The sequence below is a fragment of the Ensifer sp. Root423 genome, from assembly GCF_001426275.1.
Lineage (GTDB): Bacteria > Pseudomonadota > Alphaproteobacteria > Rhizobiales > Rhizobiaceae > Ensifer > Ensifer adhaerens.
The window spans coordinates 299,422-317,268 of record NZ_LMEG01000001.1 but is presented as its reverse complement, the minus strand read 5'-3'; the positions used below and the strand labels follow the sequence as shown (position 1 = coordinate 317,268).

Annotated in this window: 19 protein-coding genes; 8 read left to right on the top strand and 11 right to left on the bottom strand. The window is 64.1% G+C overall.

Translation table 11 applies throughout. From position 1 onward, the window contains the following. The first annotated feature begins 118 nt into the window (after positions 1 to 118). Entirely contained in the window at positions 119 to 538 is a 420-nt protein-coding gene (locus ASD01_RS01550) for an NUDIX domain-containing protein (RefSeq protein WP_060643527.1), read from the top strand. Positions 539 to 611: 73 nt separating this feature from the next. Here ASD01_RS01550 and ASD01_RS01545 read toward each other — a convergent pair whose 3' ends face one another. Continuing rightward, the gene (locus ASD01_RS01545) at positions 612 to 1,064 is read right to left on the bottom strand and encodes an Lrp/AsnC family transcriptional regulator (protein ID WP_034792802.1); all 453 of its coding nucleotides are present in this window, start codon (positions 1,062 to 1,064) and stop codon (positions 612 to 614) included. A 119-nt stretch (positions 1,065 to 1,183) separates the two neighbouring features. Here ASD01_RS01545 and ASD01_RS01540 point away from each other — a divergent pair, with 119 nt between their 5' ends. Together ASD01_RS01540 and ASD01_RS01535 are read left to right on the top strand one after the other, a co-directional pair. After that, positions 1,184 to 2,179 (top strand): nucleoside recognition domain-containing protein, encoded by a 996-nt coding sequence (locus tag ASD01_RS01540; RefSeq protein ID WP_034792799.1) that lies wholly within the window; start codon positions 1,184 to 1,186, stop codon positions 2,177 to 2,179. Positions 2,180 to 2,550: 371 nt separating this feature from the next. Then, positions 2,551 to 4,173: an arylsulfatase gene (locus ASD01_RS01535; RefSeq protein ID WP_034792797.1), complete on the top strand. Its 1,623-nt coding sequence runs from the start codon at positions 2,551 to 2,553 to the stop codon at positions 4,171 to 4,173. 100 nt (positions 4,174 to 4,273) lie between these two features. On the opposite strand, the gene ftrA is transcribed toward ASD01_RS01535, so the two are convergent. Then, positions 4,274 to 5,311 carry a transcriptional regulator FtrA gene (gene ftrA / locus ASD01_RS01530; protein ID WP_113080969.1) on the bottom strand — a complete coding sequence of 346 codons (1,038 nt, stop codon included), beginning with the start codon at positions 5,309 to 5,311 and terminating at the stop codon, positions 4,274 to 4,276. 86 nt (positions 5,312 to 5,397) lie between these two features. Between ftrA and ASD01_RS01525 the strand changes: the two genes are divergently transcribed. Both ASD01_RS01525 and ASD01_RS01520 read left to right on the top strand, forming a co-directional pair. Next, positions 5,398 to 5,829: a rhodanese-like domain-containing protein gene (locus ASD01_RS01525; protein ID WP_034792795.1), complete on the top strand. Its 432-nt coding sequence runs from the start codon at positions 5,398 to 5,400 to the stop codon at positions 5,827 to 5,829. 188 nt (positions 5,830 to 6,017) lie between these two features. Then, positions 6,018 to 6,494, top strand: coding sequence for a GNAT family N-acetyltransferase (locus ASD01_RS01520; protein ID WP_034792793.1), 477 nt, complete (start codon positions 6,018 to 6,020; stop codon positions 6,492 to 6,494). Between the two features lie 732 nt (positions 6,495 to 7,226). Here the strand turns inward: ASD01_RS01520 and ASD01_RS01515 are convergent. Continuing rightward, positions 7,227 to 8,459 (bottom strand): HlyD family secretion protein, encoded by a 1,233-nt coding sequence (locus ASD01_RS01515; protein WP_034792791.1) that lies wholly within the window; start codon positions 8,457 to 8,459, stop codon positions 7,227 to 7,229. Positions 8,460 to 8,462: 3 nt separating this feature from the next. Then, complete coding sequence (locus ASD01_RS01510) at positions 8,463 to 8,936, bottom strand: hypothetical protein (protein WP_051659258.1); 474 nt, start codon at positions 8,934 to 8,936, stop codon at positions 8,463 to 8,465. Between the two features lie 287 nt (positions 8,937 to 9,223). Here ASD01_RS01510 and ASD01_RS01505 point away from each other — a divergent pair, with 287 nt between their 5' ends. Beyond that, positions 9,224 to 9,949 (top strand): class I SAM-dependent methyltransferase, encoded by a 726-nt coding sequence (locus ASD01_RS01505; protein WP_034792789.1) that lies wholly within the window; start codon positions 9,224 to 9,226, stop codon positions 9,947 to 9,949. A gap of 38 nt (positions 9,950 to 9,987) precedes the next feature. Here the strand turns inward: ASD01_RS01505 and ASD01_RS01500 are convergent, their stop codons facing one another. Continuing rightward, a complete protein-coding gene (locus tag ASD01_RS01500; protein WP_060643562.1) occupies positions 9,988 to 11,256 on the bottom strand; it encodes an NAD(P)/FAD-dependent oxidoreductase in 1,269 nt (422 codons plus the stop codon). A 128-nt stretch (positions 11,257 to 11,384) separates the two neighbouring features. After that, positions 11,385 to 11,699 (bottom strand): DUF1272 domain-containing protein, encoded by a 315-nt coding sequence (locus tag ASD01_RS01495; RefSeq protein WP_034793634.1) that lies wholly within the window; start codon positions 11,697 to 11,699, stop codon positions 11,385 to 11,387. 103 nt (positions 11,700 to 11,802) lie between these two features. Between ASD01_RS01495 and ASD01_RS01490 the strand changes: the two genes are divergently transcribed. After that, positions 11,803 to 12,756 (top strand): GlxA family transcriptional regulator, encoded by a 954-nt coding sequence (locus ASD01_RS01490; protein WP_159415449.1) that lies wholly within the window; start codon positions 11,803 to 11,805, stop codon positions 12,754 to 12,756. Between the two features lie 23 nt (positions 12,757 to 12,779). Here the strand turns inward: ASD01_RS01490 and ASD01_RS01485 are convergent, their stop codons facing one another. Next, a complete protein-coding gene (locus tag ASD01_RS01485; protein WP_034792783.1) occupies positions 12,780 to 13,376 on the bottom strand; it encodes an isochorismatase family protein in 597 nt (198 codons plus the stop codon). A gap of 6 nt (positions 13,377 to 13,382) precedes the next feature. Further along, positions 13,383 to 13,847 carry an Lrp/AsnC family transcriptional regulator gene (locus ASD01_RS01480; protein WP_043622517.1) on the bottom strand — a complete coding sequence of 155 codons (465 nt, stop codon included), beginning with the start codon at positions 13,845 to 13,847 and terminating at the stop codon, positions 13,383 to 13,385. A 189-nt stretch (positions 13,848 to 14,036) separates the two neighbouring features. Here ASD01_RS01480 and ASD01_RS01475 point away from each other — a divergent pair, with 189 nt between their 5' ends. Beyond that, the gene (locus ASD01_RS01475; RefSeq protein WP_082572749.1) at positions 14,037 to 14,756 is read left to right on the top strand and encodes an aspartate/glutamate racemase family protein; all 720 of its coding nucleotides are present in this window, start codon (positions 14,037 to 14,039) and stop codon (positions 14,754 to 14,756) included. A gap of 62 nt (positions 14,757 to 14,818) precedes the next feature. Here ASD01_RS01475 and ASD01_RS37335 read toward each other — a convergent pair whose 3' ends face one another. Genes ASD01_RS37335 through ASD01_RS01460 form a run of 3 tightly spaced genes read right to left on the bottom strand, consistent with a single transcriptional unit; the run spans position 14,819 to position 17,435 of the window. Beyond that, positions 14,819 to 15,709 (bottom strand): GrpB family protein, encoded by an 891-nt coding sequence (locus ASD01_RS37335; protein ID WP_063979479.1) that lies wholly within the window; start codon positions 15,707 to 15,709, stop codon positions 14,819 to 14,821. After that, the gene (locus ASD01_RS01465) at positions 15,710 to 16,102 is read right to left on the bottom strand and encodes a VOC family protein (protein ID WP_034792769.1); all 393 of its coding nucleotides are present in this window, start codon (positions 16,100 to 16,102) and stop codon (positions 15,710 to 15,712) included. A 52-nt stretch (positions 16,103 to 16,154) separates the two neighbouring features. Continuing rightward, positions 16,155 to 17,435 carry an FAD-dependent oxidoreductase gene (locus tag ASD01_RS01460; protein WP_051659256.1) on the bottom strand — a complete coding sequence of 427 codons (1,281 nt, stop codon included), beginning with the start codon at positions 17,433 to 17,435 and terminating at the stop codon, positions 16,155 to 16,157. Between the last annotated feature and the right edge of the window lie 412 nt (positions 17,436 to 17,847).

Sequence of the window (17,847 nt, the reverse complement as noted above, 5' to 3'; positions counted from 1 at the left end):
CACACCAGAAACAATCATTGCGAGCGTTGCCAAATTGCAAGATCTTCGGCTTTGCAAAAAATCGGGATTCATCGAAGACGAGAGTTGAGCTTCGCTCAGCAAGCGCAGGGTTTCGCAAATGGCCTTCATCCCCTTCAAGGGTGCAAAAATCGCATTGCTCTTTCAGGGGCTTTTGATTGCCTACCAGCGTGATCAGAAGCCGGAAATCCCCTTCCCCGGCATGTGGGATCTTCCGGGGGGCGGACGGGAGGATGATGAGAGCCCGGTCGAGTGCGCAATCAGGGAGACCCGCGAGGAGTTCGATATCGCGGTCGATCCGGCGTGGATCGTGTGGACGCGGTATTATCCGGCGCAGAATACGATCGCCCCTGGAAGTTACTTCCTTGTTGGCAAGCTCGAAGAGGGTTTCGGGCCTGTAAGGTTTGGCGACGAGGGCCAGCAGTGGGCAATGATGTCGATCGCTGACTTCCTGAAACACCCTGAAGTCGTCGAGAGTTTGAAGATTAGATTGCGCGATTATCTCGTCGAAAACACTTGATCGGGATCCCGTCGGGACCGCCGGCCCGCCAGCGCCTGTCGTTTCGGGTCGTCCCCCGTGGTTCGGTGTCTTCTCACACCGGTATCTCCGTCGTCTCCTTGCCGGTACGGATCACGAAGGCGGTGTAGTAGCGCGCGACATTGGTTTCCTCGCGAAACAGCCGCTCGGTCAGCGCGTCGAGCTCGTCCATGTCTTTCAGCCGCAGCATCAAAATGGCGTCGGTCTCGCCGCTGACGCTGTAGGCCTGGATCACTGCCGGCTCCTTTTCCGCCATGTCGAGGAAGCGGCGGATATATTGCTCGCCGTGGCGCTCGAGCTCGACTGTGATGATCGCCTTCATGGTGCGACCAGCCTTTGCCGGATTAAGCACCGCGACGATCCGGTCGATGACGCCGGTCTCGTGTAGCCGCCTGATGCGACGCAGGCAACTCGATGGCGAAAGGCCAACCTCTTCCGCAAGCTCGGCATTGGTGCGAGAGGCATCCACCTGCAAGAGCCTCAAGAGCTTGCTGTCGATCTTGTCCATCCCCGTCCGTCCCCCTGTTGCGGTCATTTGCAATTTTATTGCACAAAGGTGCATATTTTGACCACAACTGCGAACGGCCTGGCGTTAGTCCTTGGACAACATCCCAAGGAGAGACAGCCATGACCGTCCTGATCATCCTCTACCGCAAGACCCTTGCTACCCTCGAAGTCTACTTCGATCTGGTGCGCATCATCGTGCCCGTCACCATCGTCACCCATGTGCTGCAGGAACTCGGCGTGATCCGCGCGGTCGCACCCGCCTTCGAGCCGGTAATGACGGTGATCGGCCTGCCGCCCGAGTTTGCCTTCGCGTGGCTCACCGGCCTGCTCGTCGGCATCTGGGGCGCCGTCGTTGTGGTCTTCGCGCTGGTGCCGGTCTCGGAACTGACGACTGCCGACATGACGGTGTTTTCGGCGCTGATGCTGGTGGCCCATGCCATCCCGATCGAACAGCGCATCATCCAGAAGGCGGGCCCAAGCTTCCTCGTCACCGCCGCGATAAGGATCGGCGGCGGCCTCATCTTCGCAGCCCTCCTGCATCAGCTCTTCGCCGTCACCGGATGGCTTGCAACCCCGCTCGCCCCCACCTGGATCCCGGCCAACGAGGGCTCCGGCTGGGTCGCCTTCGCCTTCGGCACGCTGAAGACGCTTCTGACCATGCTCGTCGTGCTGCTCGTGCTCAGTTGGACGATCGAGATCCTCAAGCTCGTCGGCATCCTCGCATGGCTGAACCGGGGCATGGCGCCGCTCTTTCGCCTTGCGGGCGTCAAGACCGAGACCGTGCCCTTTGCCGCCGTCGGCGTGCTGCTTGGCATTTCCTATGGTGGCGCGCTTCTGATCCGCGAGGCGCGCGAGGCCAAGGTCGAGCCGCGCCAGGTGTTCCTCGCCTGCGTCTTCATGGGCTTTGGCCATAGCCTCATCGAGGACACGCTGGTGGTCGTGGCGCTGGGGGCGGATTTCACCAGCGTCTTCTTCGGCCGGCTGGTCTTTGCCATCGTCGCCACGGCCATCGTCGCCCGGATTGTCGCCTCCGCGCCCGACGCCGTGTTCTTCCGGTCGTTCTTCCGCAAGGACGACTTCAACCTTGCGTCCCCTCAGGCCGAGCTCAACGGATGACCGTGTGACAGGGCGGCGAACGCCGCCCTGTCACATTGTAGCCCTGGTTCACCCGACGAAATTGGGCGTGCGCTACCGGGCGCACGCCTTGGGGCGAGCACCCATCGTTCTAGCATGCCCCTGGATTTTTTAACTGTTACGTACTTACGGGCTTGCCGCTTTTCTGTCTTGCTCCGGCACGCACAACGCAGTGTCGGAAATGCAGTTCGGCCATGCCTGAAACCAGAGCCGCCAAGTCCGGTCGCAAGGACGGGCAGGTGCGCACCAGTTCGGCCATTGCTTTCAGGACTGCACGTGGCTGGAGCCAGAGACGGATCCAGACCGACTGAAAGATCATCGACAATCCCATACCCCAATGAGGAGTACGATTGATGAAGGCCTTCAACTATCTTCTCTCTTGTTCCCTTGCAGCTTCGTTCACGTTGCTCGCCACCACGTCGCACGCCCAGGAGGCAAAGGGGTGGGACCGTACGGTCAGAACCGCGGACTATCTGGAGCCGGCCATTCCGCGCCCCGCTCAGGAGCAGACGGCCGCGGACCGGCTTCGCGAGTTTGAGACGAGGACCGGTCGCAAACCCAACATCCTGATCCTGCTCGTCGATGACCTTGGATATGGCGACCTGGGTGCGTTCGGCGGCGGCGCGATGCTCGGGGCTCCGACACCGAACATCGACAAGCTGGCAACCGAGGGCCTGAAGCTGACATCGGCCTATGCGACGCCGGTGTGCACGCCCTCGCGCGCGGCCCTGATGACGGGTCGTATTCCGGCGCGAAGCGGCCTTACGCGTCCCCTGCTTGCGAGCGACCACCCCACCAAGAACCCCTGGGCCGACGAGGTCTCGGCGGCAAAGCTCCTGAGCGACAACGGCTATGTCACCGGCCTCTCGGGCAAGTGGCACATCGGCGAAGCCAAGGGCATGCAGCCCCAGGACGTCGGCTATGACGAATTCCATGGTTTCCTGTCGGTCGTCAGCGAATACACGCAGTACATGGACAGCCGGAAATATTCGCAGCTTATGCTCGATCCGCAGCGGCTGGAGACGTTCAAGAGCCTCAGCGAGTATAACGGCGTGGTCGAAGGCAAGAAGGGCGGCGACCTGAAGATCGTCTATCCGCTGGAGACGCAGAAGCAGATGGGAAATGTCGACCAGGATTTTGCCAACTGGTCGGTGGATTTCATCAAGCGCGCGGCCAAGGACAACAAGCCGTTCTACCTGATCCACGCCTTTGCCAAGGTCCATTTCGACAACTATGCCGCTGATGGCTACGAGGGGCGCAGCCCCGCCAAGCTGCCCTACCGCGACGCCGTGGTCGAGGTCGACGACATCGTCGGGCGGCTGACGAAGACCCTTCAAGACGCCGGCCAGGCCGACAACACCTTCGTGTTCTTCACCTCCGACAACGGCCCGGAGGAAGACAGCTACCCGGACTCCGGCTTCACCCCGTTCCGCTCCGGCAAGGGCACGACCTGGGAAGGTGGCGTGCGCGTGCCGGGCATCGCCTACTGGCCCGGCATGATCAAGGCGGGGCGCATCAGCGACGGCCTGTTTGACCTCATGGACCTGTTCAACACGTCGCTGGCGCTTGCCGGCATCAAGGACAAGATCCCGACCGAGCGCTATATCGACGGTGTCGACCAGAGCAGCTTCCTGCTGGCCGACGACGGTCAGACGTCCCGCCAGGCGGTCTTCTCCTATAACCAGGCCGAGTTCTCGGCCATCCGCTGGGAAAACTTCAAGGGCTATTTCAAGGTCATGCAGTACGACCAGCCATTTTCCAACATCAGCATGTCGACATTCTCGCCGGTCGGCGTCGCCCCCTGGATCTTCGATATCTATCGTGATCCCAAGGAGCGCATCACCCGCAGCAATGGCGACTATGAATGGCTCTACGGCCCCATCCTGCAGCTGCAGACCCAGCACGCAGCGACCTTCGTCAAATATCCGAAGAAGGACATCGGCCTCGGGATCGGCGGCGGCGGCGATCCCAAGTAGGCTAGCATACCCGGCTGACATTCTAGACCGTGACTGGCGGCCCCCATCGAAATCGGTGGGGGCCGTTGTTTGAGGTGGGATGCGGCACCGACGATGCGGCCTATTCCGCAGCGACCCGCCCAAGCCCGCCTTCAGAAATCGCCATCCGTCCGAAGGCGGCACGGTAGGCGGCGGGTGTCGTCGAAAGCTGCTGGCGGAAGTGATGACGCAGCGTCTGGGTGGAGCCGAAGCCGGAGGCTTCCGCCACCTGCTCCATGCCGAGCGCGGTCTCCTCCAGCAATTGCCGGGCGCGCGACAGCCGCTCGGACAAAAGCCAGCGCGCCGGCGTCGTGCCGGTCGCCGCCTCGAAGCGGCGCAGGAAGGTGCGCTCGCTCATGCCCGCAGCCTTTGCCAGCGCCGCAATCGAAAAGTCCTCACCGAGCCGTTCGCGCATACGGTCAAGCAGCGGCCCGAGCCGGGCGCTCTCATGCACGTCGGGCACCGCCCGCTCGATGAACTGCGCCTGGCCGCCATCGCGATGCGGCGGCACGACGAGACGGCGGGCGACGCGGTTGGCCGCCTCGCTGCCGAAATCGCGGCGGATCAGGTGCAGGCAGAGATCGATGCCGGCCGCACTGCCAGCCGAGGTCAGAACCTCGCCGCCATCGACATAGAGCACATCCGGCACCACCTCGATGTCTGGATAAAGCGCTTTCAGCTTGTCGGTATAGCGCCAGTGGGTCGTCGCCCGCCGGCCCGATAGCAGCCCGGCAGCCGCCAGCACGAAGACGCCGGAGCAGATGGAAAGCACGCGCGCGCCCCGCGCGCAGGCGTCCCTCAGCGCCTGGCACACCGCCTCGGGCACGGGCTGATCGGCGCCGCGCCAGCCGGGCACGATGATCGTGCCGGCCTGGCCCAAAAGCTCGATGCCGCCGTCGGCGACAAAGCGAACGCCGCCGGTCGCCCTAAGCTCACCCGGATCGACCGAGGCGACGGCAAAACGGTACCAGCCCTCGCCCATTTCCGGCCGCGGCAGGCCGAACATCTCGACGGCGACGCCGAACTCGAAGGTACAGAGCCCGTCATAGGCGAGCGCCACGACGAGCGGGTTTGTGAGTGGTGCGGCAACGGAAAACGACTTTGGCATGATCTTGAGCATATATGGCAATGTTGCCAACTGCCAGCCCTGATCCAGTGCTGCTACACATTTCCTCGTCAACGCGCACCGAGCCAAGGAGAACCCCGATGAGCACCGTCACCGAAATTCCCGCCGCATCGCCTGAGATCGCCATTGCCCATTTTGCCGGGCGGCTCAGCGTCGAGACCGATTGCTCCGACGTCGCCCAGGCGCTGAAGAGCGGCGAGCAGGACTTCGTGCTGCTGCACGTCGTCGGCTCGGATGCGGCCTATGCGCGCCGCCACGTGCCGGGCGCGATCCACCTGCCCCACCGGCAGATCACTGCGGAGCGTTTGGCAGAGTGGCCGGCCGATACCCTCTTCGTCGCCTATTGCGCCGGCCCCCATTGCAACGGCGCCGACCAGGCCGCACTCAAGCTCGCCAGGCTCGGCCGGCCGGTGAAAATCATGATCGGCGGCATCACCGGCTGGGAAGACGAAGGCCTCGCGTTTGCGACCGGCGCTACCCCCGGCGAAGCGCTGTCTCTGCTCGCTGCTTAAGCCGGCGCCAAACGCCCTTTGCAGCGCCGCACGCCTTGCCGGATGCGCGGCACTGCAGCATTTTGGATCGCGATCGATTTCAGCCTGAAATCGATCGCGATTGCGGCAAATGATGCGGCAAGTTCGGCCTTCCACCGGCCCTCGGTAACCCGCCCCGGCCAGCTAACCCCTTTGCACGAGATATCGCGATGCCCGCGTCACCCGTTATCGTCCGCCCATTTAAACGAGATGACGTCGCCTGCGTGCTGCGGCTGATGCGCGGCCTTGCAGTCTTCGAAGCTTATATTGACGCGTTCCGCGTGACCGAGAGCGATCTGATCGAGCATGGGCTTGGCGACAACCCACGCTTTGGCGTGCTGGTCGCGGAGTTTGGCAGCCGTGTCATCGGCATCGCTGTGCATTACGTCATCCCCTGGACCTACGATCTGAAGCCGACGCTGGTGCTGAAGGAACTTTTCGTCGATGAAACAGCACGTTCCCTGGGGGCCGGCGCGGCGCTGATCGACGCCTTGAAACGTCATGCCGCAGCGATCGGCGCACCGCGCATCGAATGGTCGGTGCTTGCGAGCAACGAAAATGCCAAGCGCTTCTACCTGCGCCAGGGCGCGATACACGATGCGATATGGGAGCCCTGGACGCTGCCGATCGGGACCGACGAGACCTAAAAGGGAGTGTGGGGGATTTGTCTTTGTCCATGCGGGCTACCGTCAGGAAAATCCTGACCCGATTGGGTGAAAAAGCTGGGGATTTTCCCGTAACCCAAATTGACTATTAAAATCCCCTTAAAATCCATTGCTTTCAGATCACGCTTTTGCCACACTGTACTTGCGATTGCGCCCCGGAAGTATGCAATCCCCGGAAGAGTATGCATGCTTGTGGTTATATTGCAGTGCAGTTGCTTTATTAATTTTATTGCGCGCTTGAGCCTCCGTCCCCACGGGGGCTCAATCATTTTTGGACACCCCTTTTCCCTCCGTGACGGCCCGGCGCTCTCGGGGCCTTCCAGAGAAGGAGGCAAGGCATAGACGCAACGGAAGATAGCGCCGCATAGATCGCTCCCGCAAACATTGCGGCCTTTCAGGTGGGAAGCTGTCCGTTGAATTCCACGCCCTTGAAACCATCGATCCCGGCAAGATCGACGATGCAGCCGAAGCGATCTTGCCGCGCGAAGATGCGCTGTCTCGCATCGCAATTCGACGGCACACGCGACCGCTTCAACCGCGAGGACCCCGCGCGGGCTTTGGCGCTGGAAGATGGGACCCGCCTGCAAGGAGGGGGTTCAACGTTTGCAGGCCGATCGGACGAGGCTGAAGGAAGCGGTGGCCCGCCTGAAGGGGAATATCTGCAGGCGGCAGGCGCCGGCCGGGATCGGAAACCCCGGCCGCGTGTCTTCGTGCTTAATGCCCGCCGAGCACCAGCGTCTGCACCGGCAGCATCAGCGCCTGAATGCGCAGGATCGCCGCATGCACGAGGCCAACGGCATCGACACCGTGCAGATAGGCCCACTGCAGCGTGCTGATCCCCGGCTTGTCCAGTTCGTCGTGGTTGCTGGTGTAGGCATTGGCGATGCAACTGCTGCCGGGCGGAACGTCGTCGAGCACGCCGGGATAAAGCGGCTCCATGACCACGGTCAGCGTGCCGGGTTGCGAGATCTGCGTAACGTCGATCAGCTGGTCGCTGGCGCGCACCTGGCCGGAGGCAATCACGTCCTGCACCTCTGTGACGACGAGCGGAATGATGGTGAACGGCTTGCCGACGCAGGTCGCCTCGCCGATCATGCCGGGCTTCATCACCTGAGCCTCGATCTGCCCGAAGCCGGCCACCAGCCGGGCCCGGCCCGCGTCTTCCGGCACGAGCACGCCCGCTGGCCTCAGCAGCGGGTTGACGATTTCGCCGACCCGAAGCGTGAACTGCTGCAGCGTGCCGGACACGCCGGCGCGCACGGTGGTCTTGGTAATATCGACCTCCGCCTGCTTCAGCGCCGCTTCGGCGCTGGCCTTCTGCGACGGCAGCAGCGATTGCAGCTTCGTCTCCAGCGTCTGCTTGTTGGAAAGCACAGCGGTCAGCGCGCCCTTGCGCCCTTCGAGAAGCACCTGCTTGCGCTCGATTTCGCGGCGGGCAACGACGTTCGGGTTGAGCCGGTTAAGCTCCACCTGTGTGTTGTATTCGTCCTCGGCCTGCTTCACGTCGGCCTGTGCCTGGACGATCGCGCCATCAGCGGCAACAAGCTCGGTGCGACCGACAGCCAATTCGGCGTCAACCTCGGCGATCTGGCGGCGGGCGACCTCGGCGGCCGCTTCCTCCTCCGAACTGTCGAGCTTGAACAGCGGCTGGCCGGCCTTCACCTTCTCAAAGCGCGTGGCATAGATCTCCGTGACGCGCCCGTTGGTCTCCGGCAGCACGGCGACCGTACGGAACGCGGCCGTCACGTTCTTCGTCGACGGATGGAAGTAGAAGATCAGCGTGATCAGCGAGATCGTCAGCACGATGCAGGCGGTGATGCCCCAGCGCAGCTCGAACCAGACCGAATAGATGGTGATCTCGCGCCCGATGCGTTTTCCCTGGCCGTAACGGCGGAAGAGATAGTCGGGCAGGATGGTCAGCATCGAGCAAAGGATAAACTCGAACATGGCTTATGCCTTCCCTTCCGTCGATGGCTGAGCGGGCGATGCGTGGCCGTGGCCGGGCAACGCGTGCGGCTGTGGGTGGCTTGCTGCAGGCTCGGCCTCCACGTCCCTCGCCTCCGGCACGGTCGGCTGGTCCACCTTACCGGCAATCCGCTCCAGCGAACCGGCGATCGATGAAAGCGGCGAGGAGAAATCGGGAAGGTCGATCAGGGCGAGAAGCAGAGCTGCGCCCCACAGGAGGTTGTTGTGGGTGAGCAGCGACAGGAGCGCCAGGACCGCCACCAGCTCCAGCTGGATCTTGTTGGTCTTGTGCGCCATGACCTCCGGCAGCGAATGCAGCCTGAGATAGAGTGTACCGAGCGCGAAAATCGCCACGATCAGAAAAACGGCAACCGCATTCAAAAGCCAGTCGGACTGGCCCGGGGCTGTAATAAAGCCCGGCAGGTGATGGATGGCTGCAGGATGGATGGCTTCGGACATTACGCCTCCGCAAATCGGACTGGACCACGAGAATCGAACATTAGCACCCCTCAAAAAAAACGAAATAGAAGCTTGCACTTCAGCCGCAACTTGACCTTGCGGCAACACGCGCCCTATCAATCGACGCGCCGGCACTTCGAAGCGCCGCCGGTTTCGAGCAGGATCGAAAGGCACATGCTGTTCCCGCGGTAACGGCACCGGATGCCCACTCGCCCTAACGCGCGCAGACGCCCGCGCCTCTCGCGCGGCGGGTGCCGGCACAAGCACAGCCAGAAGGAGAGACCGCCATGGCCCAGAACATCTATGATCGTCAGGAGTTTTTCGAGGGCTACAGCCAGCTCGGGCGCTCGGTGCATGGTCTTGCCGGGGCCGCGGAATGGCCGGCGATTCGCGCGCTCCTACCGGATCTTTCCGGAAGCCGCGTCGTCGATCTCGGGTGCGGCTATGGCTGGTTTTCGCGCCACGCCCGCGAGGCCGGTGCCGCCCATGTGCTCGGGCTCGATCTCTCCGAGAAGATGATCGCCCGCGCCAAGGCCGACACATCAGATCCAGCAATCGACTACAAGATTGCCGATCTCGACCAGCTCGACCTGCCCGAAACGAGCTTCGACTTCGCCTACAGCTCGCTTGCCTTCCACTATGTCGAGGATTTCGGCCGGCTGGTCGCGACCATCCACAAGGCGCTGGTACCCGGCGCCCATTTCGTCTTCACCATCGAGCACCCGATCTACATGGCCTCGCACAATCCCGGCTGGCGCATCACCGATGGCGAGCGCACCTGGCCCGTTGATCACTACTCAGCCGAAGGCCCGCGCACGACGAACTGGCTGGCCAAGGGCGTGATCAAGCACCACCGCACCATCGGCACGACGCTGAACACGCTGATTGGCGCAGGCTTCGCCATCCGCCACGTCGAGGAGTGGCGGCCGACGCAAGAGCAGATCGCCGAGATCCCGGCTCTGGCCGAAGAGATGGACCGGCCGATGATCCTGATCGTGAAGGTGCAGAAGTAAGCGACGACGGCGGCCGTTACATTGGCCGCCTCTCGCCCTTACCCCTTCTCCTTCAGCGTCTCCTTCTGGGTGATCAGCCGGGCACTGTGCTGTCCGCTCAGATAGGTCCAGAACCAGCTCCAGGCGACGGCGAAGCGGCTGCGCGTGCCGATCAGGAAGTAGATGTGGGCGATGCCCCAGATCCACCAGGCAAGCGCGCCCTTGAGCTTGAAGCGGCCGAAATCGATGATCGCCGCGCGCCGGCCGATGGTGGCAAGGCTGCCCTGGTGGCGATAGCGGAAGTCTCCGGGCGGCTTGTCGCCTGAAAGCCGTGCGCGGATGACGTCGGCCACATAGGCGCCCTGCTGCTTGGCGGCGGGCGCAATGCCCGGCACCGGCTTGCCGCCGTCATAGGTGACGGCAGCCGTGTCGCCGATGACGAAGACGTCGGCATGGCCGGGAGCCGTGAGGTCAGCGCCGACGATCGCCCGGCCGGCGCGGTCGGCCGGGATATCCAGCCAGCGGGCAGCGGGCGAGGCCTGCACACCGGCGGCCCAGACGAGCGTACGGCTGCCGACGAATTGGTCGCCGATGACAACGCCCTCTTCCGTGCAGGATGTCACGGGTGTACCGGTGCGAACCTCGACGCCGAGCCGCTCCAGTTCCTTGACCGCATAGGCCGAAAGATCCTCGCTGAAGGCGGCGAGAATGCGCGGCCCCGCTTCCACCAGGATCACACGGGCCTGCCGCGTGTCGATGCGGCGAAATTCGTCGGGAAGCGTGCGGTGCGCCATCTCGGCGATGATGCCGGCAAGCTCGACGCCGGTCGGGCCGGCACCGATGACGGTGAAGGTCAGGAGGGCGGCACGGAGATCAGGATCCTCTTCGAGCTCGGCGCGCTCGAAGGCGAGCAGCACCCGCCGCCGGATCGTCGTCGCGTCTTCCAGGGTCTTCAGGCCGGGGGCAAAGGGCTCCCATTCGTCATGGCCGAAATAGGCGTGCGTCGCCCCGGTCGCCAGCACCAGCGTGTCGTAGCCGATCCGCTTGCCGTCCCTGAGCACCACGGCCTTTCCGGCCTCGTCGACATCGCTCACCTCGCCAAGCAGCGTCGTCACCTCGGGCCGGTCGCGCCAGAGGCTGCGGATCGGCCAGGCGATTTCGGAGGTCGCGATCAGCGTTGTTGCCACCTGGTAGAGCAAGGGCTGGAAGAGATGATGGTTGCGCCGGTCGATGAGGGTGATCCTCACCGGCGCGCCGGCAAGCCCCTTGACGAGTTGCAATCCGCCAAACCCGCCGCCGACAACGACCACGTAATGCCTGTCCTGCATGTTCTTTCCAGTCGGCTTTGCGACCGGCCTTCCGTTGGACATGCCACAACATTGGGGTTGTGACCGCCAAGGACAAGCGCAACCACCTCATGTCACCCTTGCAAAAAATCAAGAACAGCCCGCAACCGTCAGCGCTCGTCCGGCGCGAGATGCCGGATCCGCGCCACATGCGCCGCAATATCCTCAGCCGTAAACGGTGAATGGCGACGTACGTCGCTGGCGGGATCAAAGCCGAGACCCAACCGCTTTTCCGGGCGAAAGGACCGCTGGGGCCGGATCGGCCTTGGCGCAAATCCGCCGCCGCAGGTCGGGCAGACATTGTGAAGCACCGTTTCCACGCAGCTTGCGCAATAGGTGCATTCGTAAGAGCAAATGCGCGCGTCCGCGGACGCCGGCGGCAGGTCGCGGTCGCACAGTTCGCAGTTCGGTCTGAGTTCCAGCATGGTCGGCTCCATCGGTTGCGGATGATGTCCCCGCTTGCTCCCATGAAAAGCCTTTGGCATAAATGACAATATGCCCTCGTTTTATGCCAAACCCGAAAAAGACGTGCGAACGGTCGCGATCGTGCTCTTCGACCGCACCAAGCTGATCGATGTGACCGGCCCGTTGCAGGTCTTCAACGACGCCCGCACCGCGTCGGGCTCCCGGGCCTATTCCATCGCGCTGGTCTCCGAGTTCGGCGGCCCGGTCGCAACGGACACAGGCGTTGCGCTCGATACCCGCCCCTTTTCCGATTGCGCCGCGCCCGACACGCTCATCGTCTCGGGCGGGCAAAGCGCGCTCGAAGCGGCGAATTCGGAAGGGCTGCAAGCATTCCTGGCGGCCATGGCCGGCCAATGTCGGCGCCTCGGCTCCATCTGCCTCGGCGCCTTCATTCTCGCGCGCGGCGGCCATCTTGATGGGCGGCGCGCAACGACCCATTGGGAAGATTGCGCCCAGTTGCAGCAGGATTTCCCAGATATCGACGTGCGCGAGGATTCGATCTACGAGCAGGATCGCGGCATCTGGACCTCCGCCGGTGTGACCGCCGGCATCGACATGGCGCTTGCGATGGTCGAAGAGGACCTCGGCCGCAGCGAGGCCCTGCGGCTCGCGCGCTCCCTGGTGCTCTACGTCAAGCGCACGGGCGGCCAGCGCCAGTTCAGCGCCGCCCTGCACCAGCAGATGACGAGCCGAGGCGACCGCTTCGATGCGCTGGTGGCCGAGATCCGCTCCGATCTTACAGCCGACCTCTCCGTGCCGCGGCTTGCGGACATGGCGCGCATGAGCGAACGGAGTTTCTCCCGCCTGTTCACGCAGGAGGTGGGCGCAAGCCCGGCGCAGTTCGTCGAGGAATTGCGGGTCGATGCGGCCTGCGAGGCGATCGAGCGCAGAGACGTGTCCGTCTCGCAAGCCCCGTTCCTCTTCGGCTTCGGCAACGCCGAGCGCATGCGCCGCGCCTTTCAGCGCCGCAAGGGCATCGCGCCCTCGGACTATGCGGCCCGCTTCGGCCCGCCCTGACGGACGAAACCCGGAGGGGAAGCTTAAGCGGACGGAGACGCGACGGCGAAGGCGATGTCTTCCACCGCATCCGTGAGCACGATCTCGTCACCGAGCGACCATTCGGCCGCGCGTGCGGCGAGACGCGCAGGCACCATCGGCGAGCGGCCAGGACCGGGCGGCACGTCATAGGTGGCGTGTGCGTCATTGGCGAGGATCACGGTGAAGTCCTTCGCCATGGCCGTGCGGGCTGTCGCCGCCAGGCACATTTCCGAAAGCATGCCGCAGATCGCGATCGTCTCGACCTTGCGCGCCCGGAGCTGGTCTTCGAGATCGGTGCCGTCGAAGCCGTCGTCGTGCCGTTTGCGCACGACCACCTCGCCTGACTTGGCGGCAAAGAACAACTGCCAGCCATCGGTCTCCGGTTCGTCGACAGCGCCCTCAGGCCCATCGTTCTGCAGGAAGATCACCGGCACGCCGGCCGAACGCGCCTTCTGCAGAAGCAGGCCAACGGCCCGTTGCAGATCGACATGGCCGGGCACGGCTTCAGGCCCGGAAATGAAGGCCCGCTGCACATCGACAATCACCAGCGCATCGGCAACGTCGCCACCGACCGCCTTGCTCACAGCGTCATTCGTCATTTCGCCTCACACCGCATAATCGACCGGCACCGCCGTGCCGCTCTTCAGGATTTCCATCGAGATCGAGGCGGAGACGTCGAAGAGTTCGACCTTGCGCACGATCTGCTTGTAGACCACGTCGTAGTGCTCGACACGCGGCAGCACGACCTTGACGATATAGTCATGATTTCCCGTCAGACGATGGGCCTCGACGATTTCGGGGATATCGCTGATCGCCCGGCGGAAGGTCTCGATCCATTCGTCCGAGTGGTGCGCCGTCTTGATCAGGGCAAACACGGTCGTCGGCACGCCCATGCGCTCGCGGTCGAGCACGACGATGCGCCTGGCGATGTAACCCGCCTCCTCCAGCCGCTGGATGCGGCGCGAACAGGCCGAAAGCGACAGGTTCACCCGCTCCGCCAATTCGCCGACGGCCACACTCGCATCCTGCTGCAGCAGCGCCAGCAGCTTTCTGTCTCTATCGTCGAGCACGCCGATCCCTCCCATGATCAGAAATTCATACGCTACATAATTGCACATTCACTCCAACATGCGCAAACCATTCGCGCGCATGGCCGCTTTTGCTCCCATTAAAGCGAACCATTGCCGCCGACCCTGCGGCATAGTTCAGCCCATCAAACGACGGTCGCCACGGACGGCGGCGGTAGCGGACAGAGAGGAATGGTTATGCGCAAGATCGGTCTTATCGGCGGCATGAGCTTCGAAAGCTCGGCGGTCTACTATCGCATGGTCAACGAGGCCGTTCGCGACCACCTGGGCGGGCTGCATTCGGCCGAGGTGCTTTTGCATTCCGTCGACTTCCAGTCGATCGTCGACCTGCAGAAGGCCGGCCGCTGGGAAGACGCTGCCAAGCGGCTTGCCGATGTCGCCCAGAGCCTCGAAGCGGCCGGTGCGGACTGCGTGCTGATCTGCACCAACACCATGCACCTGATCGCCGATCAGGTTCAGGCAGCAATCGACATCCCCCTCATCAACATCATCGACGAGACGGCAGCGCGCCTGAAGGCCGCAAGCAGCCGCCGGCCGCTGCTGCTTGCCACCCGCTACACCATGGAGCACGGCTTTTATGCCGAGCGTATGAGAAGCCACGGCATCGACATCCTGGTGCCGGATGCGGACGGCCGCACCCTCGTGCACGATGTCATCTTCGACGAGCTTTGCGCCGGCAAGGTGCTGCGCTCGTCCCGCCGGGCGCTGATCGAATTGATCGACAAGGCCGAAGCGGAAGGCGCGGACGCCGTCATCCTCGGCTGCACCGAAATCTGTCTGACCCTCGACCCGAGAGCCTTGCCGCTGCCGGGCTTCGATTCCACCGCGATCCACGCGGAAGCTGCCGTCGAATTCGCACTGGATGGGGCTTGCCTCAAGCGGGCCGCGTAGTTAGCCGAGGGCTAGGCTAGGCTGCCCAATCGCGCCACATCGATCAGCCGCCACAAAGACGGCTATCGGCGGCGCGCAAGCGGCTGCAGGAAGACGCGCTCATAGCTCACGAACGGCGGATCGTCGGCGTAAAGCGCGTTCGCTGCCATCCCATCGGGATCCGCGGCCACATCGCTGCGATAGCGCAGATACGCCGCCTCGTCCGCAAAGGTGAAGAGCGCGACGGCGATGTCGCCGGCTCCGTCTTCGCCCACCCCCGGAAAACTGGCGCCGACGCCCTCAGGTTTTTCGCGCGGCACGAAATAGCCGTGATGCGTCCCGCCGTGCCGCTCGATCAGCGTCATCCAGGTTTGCGCATAGGCCTCGAATTCCGCCAGGCGGCCCGGTTTCAGCCGGTAACGGATCTCGCAAGTGACTGTTGCTTGCACCATGGCGGACCGATCTCCTGTCATCCGGTCTTCGCGGTCGACGATCGCGTCGACGAAGCGCGTCTTCTCAGCGGTGTAGCGATCGCCGTCATATCGATAGGCCTCGGCGAGGCGTGCCTTCAGCGCCGCGTAGGCCAAGGCGGTGTCCGCATGGCTGCGCAGATGGTCGCGGAAGACAAGACGCCGTCGATGGGTCTCGTTGTCCGGCGGGCAGAGATAGACGCGCCGATTCGGCTCGACCCCCTGCAGCATAAAGGCCCAGACATCGTCGTCGTACCGGTTGCCGCGCGCCTGGTAGCCGGCCGCAACGAGCAAGGCGCTGGCAGCCGCAATGTCGGGCAGCCCTCTCAAGGTGACATCGATGTCGATGACGGCCTTTGCCGCCATGCCGGGAACGGCCGTGCTGCCGATATGATCGACGGCGATGACCAGCGCATCCAGGATGCGCCTGAGATCCTGCGCGATCTCCCGGTAACGCTGCGGCCAGATGGGATCATAGGCAACGATTTCCACCCGTGTCGCCATTCAGAGCTCCGTCTCGTGGTCGATGCCACCCTTTCCCGGACGCGGCCCACGAAGGCCGATACAATTGCCCCAGGGGTCGCGCACCTGGCACATCCACAGCCCCTCCTGGATCGCCATCGGCCCGCGATAGAGATGCGCGCCGAGCGCCTCGAAATGGGCGAGCGCCCGATCGACGTCCGCGACCGCCCAGTAGACGACGGAACCGGCAGCACCGCTCGCCACCTTCTCGTCGGCCTGGACGATCTCGAGATCGATGGTGCCGATCCGCAGATAGGAAAAATCAAAGGCGGCAAGAAACCGATGTTCAGCGTCAGGAAATGCGCGCTGATACCAGGCAAGACCCGCCTGCGTATCGGCCACATGCACCAGAATGGCCGCCACGCCGTCCGCCATCACCCCCTCCATCCGCCATCCGGATCGCCTTGATACAGGATTCGCGGCCGTCTCAGGTGGAAATCGCCGGAGCGGCCGCTTGGCCGCGCCCGTCCGCGCCGCCCCGCACCGCCTGCCAATCGCATTCGGCAAGCCCCGCCGGCTTGAACGGGTCGATCAGCGTGCCCGAGACGATCGAGGCGAGCAGCCCCTGCATCGGCGGGGTGCGCGCAACTGTGGCTACCAGCCTGTCGCGCAGCCAGGCGAGAGCCGTCGAGTCCGACTGGTAGAAGGGCGTGAAGAGGAGCGACAGCAGCTGGAACAGCGCGACGTGGTTGCGGCGTGCGGCGGCATAGGCGGCAAGTGCGGCATCGAGATCGCCAGCCGTCTCCAGCGCATGCGAAAGTGCTGCGACGTCGAGCAGCGCCATATTCGCCCCCTGTCCGAGCTGCGGGCTCGTCGAATGGGCGCTGTCGCCGACAAAGGCGATGCGGCCGGAGACCGGCCGGCGCATGGTGCGGTGCGCATAGCGCGCCAGCGTCAGTTGCTCCCAGTCACTGATCTGATCCAGCAACGGCGCACAATCCGGCCAGTAATCGAGAATGCGCGCCTTCCAGCGATCGAGCCCGGCCTGCCATATCACGTCTGTGTCCGCGACCCTCAGGCTCCAGAAGAAGGCGACGCGGTCGCGCTCACCCATCCGCGCGCGGCCCGCCGGCAGGATGCCGATCATCACCTTCGCCCGGTCGTAGCGCTGCACCAAAGCGTGCGCATCATGATTGAGGCCGTCGCTGTCGAGCGTCGCCCAGAAGGCGCCATAGGCAAGCTCGCGCACCTTGGGCGCGGCGGTCGAACCGGCAGCAAGCGCCGAGCGTGCGCCGCTTGCATCGATCACCAGATCATAGGCGCCCGCCTCATGCCCTTGCGCATCCAGCATCACGGCCTTGCCGCCAGCCATGCGAACCTCGGTCAGCGTGACGCCGGTCTTGACCGGCAGCCCGACCGCGGCCACGGCATCGTGAAGCGTATTGAAGAGGGCCGCGCGCTGCACCGCCAGCCCGAAGCGCCCACCGGCGAGCGCATCATAGCGCACGTCGAGCACGGTGCGCCCGGATTTGGCATCGGCGCCATAGAGCCGGTCGATCCGGCTGCCGAGGACCAGCATCGGCTGCAACAGGCCGAGTGTGTTCAGGACCGTCAGCCCCGTCGGCTGCAGCATCAGCCCGGAACCGACAGGTGAAGCTGCGTCGAACCGCTCGAGGATCTCCACCCGATGACCGCGCCGCGACAGCATCAGTGCCGCTGCCAGCCCCGCCGGGCCGGCGCCCGCTATGCCGATATGAAGTGTCTTCATGGTTCCCCGAGGTGACGCGGATGATCGGCGAAACTATAGGGAAAATCAAAGTGCTAGGGCAAGGTCACGCTACCGGGACACGACGTCGCGCGTGGCGCATGACGTTGCGTCATGCTGCAAAGGAGTGGCCGCCCCTCATCCGGCCTGCCGGCCATCTTCTCCCCGCAGGCGGGCGAAGGGTACGCGTGGCACCCGCTCGCTCCATCGTCGCTCCCGCCAGTTGTGTCACCGTGGCAACGATCGGCGCGCCCTCGGTCTCATCTGACGGCTGCCCCACTCGGCAACGCTCCGACCGGGCGCGTCCCCTCTCCCCGCGTGCGGGGAGAGGGTTAGGGTGAGGGGCAAGCCCCACGAAACGATCACCGGACACGAAAATAGCAGGCGCGCCACAGCGCAACCAACCCGCGACTAA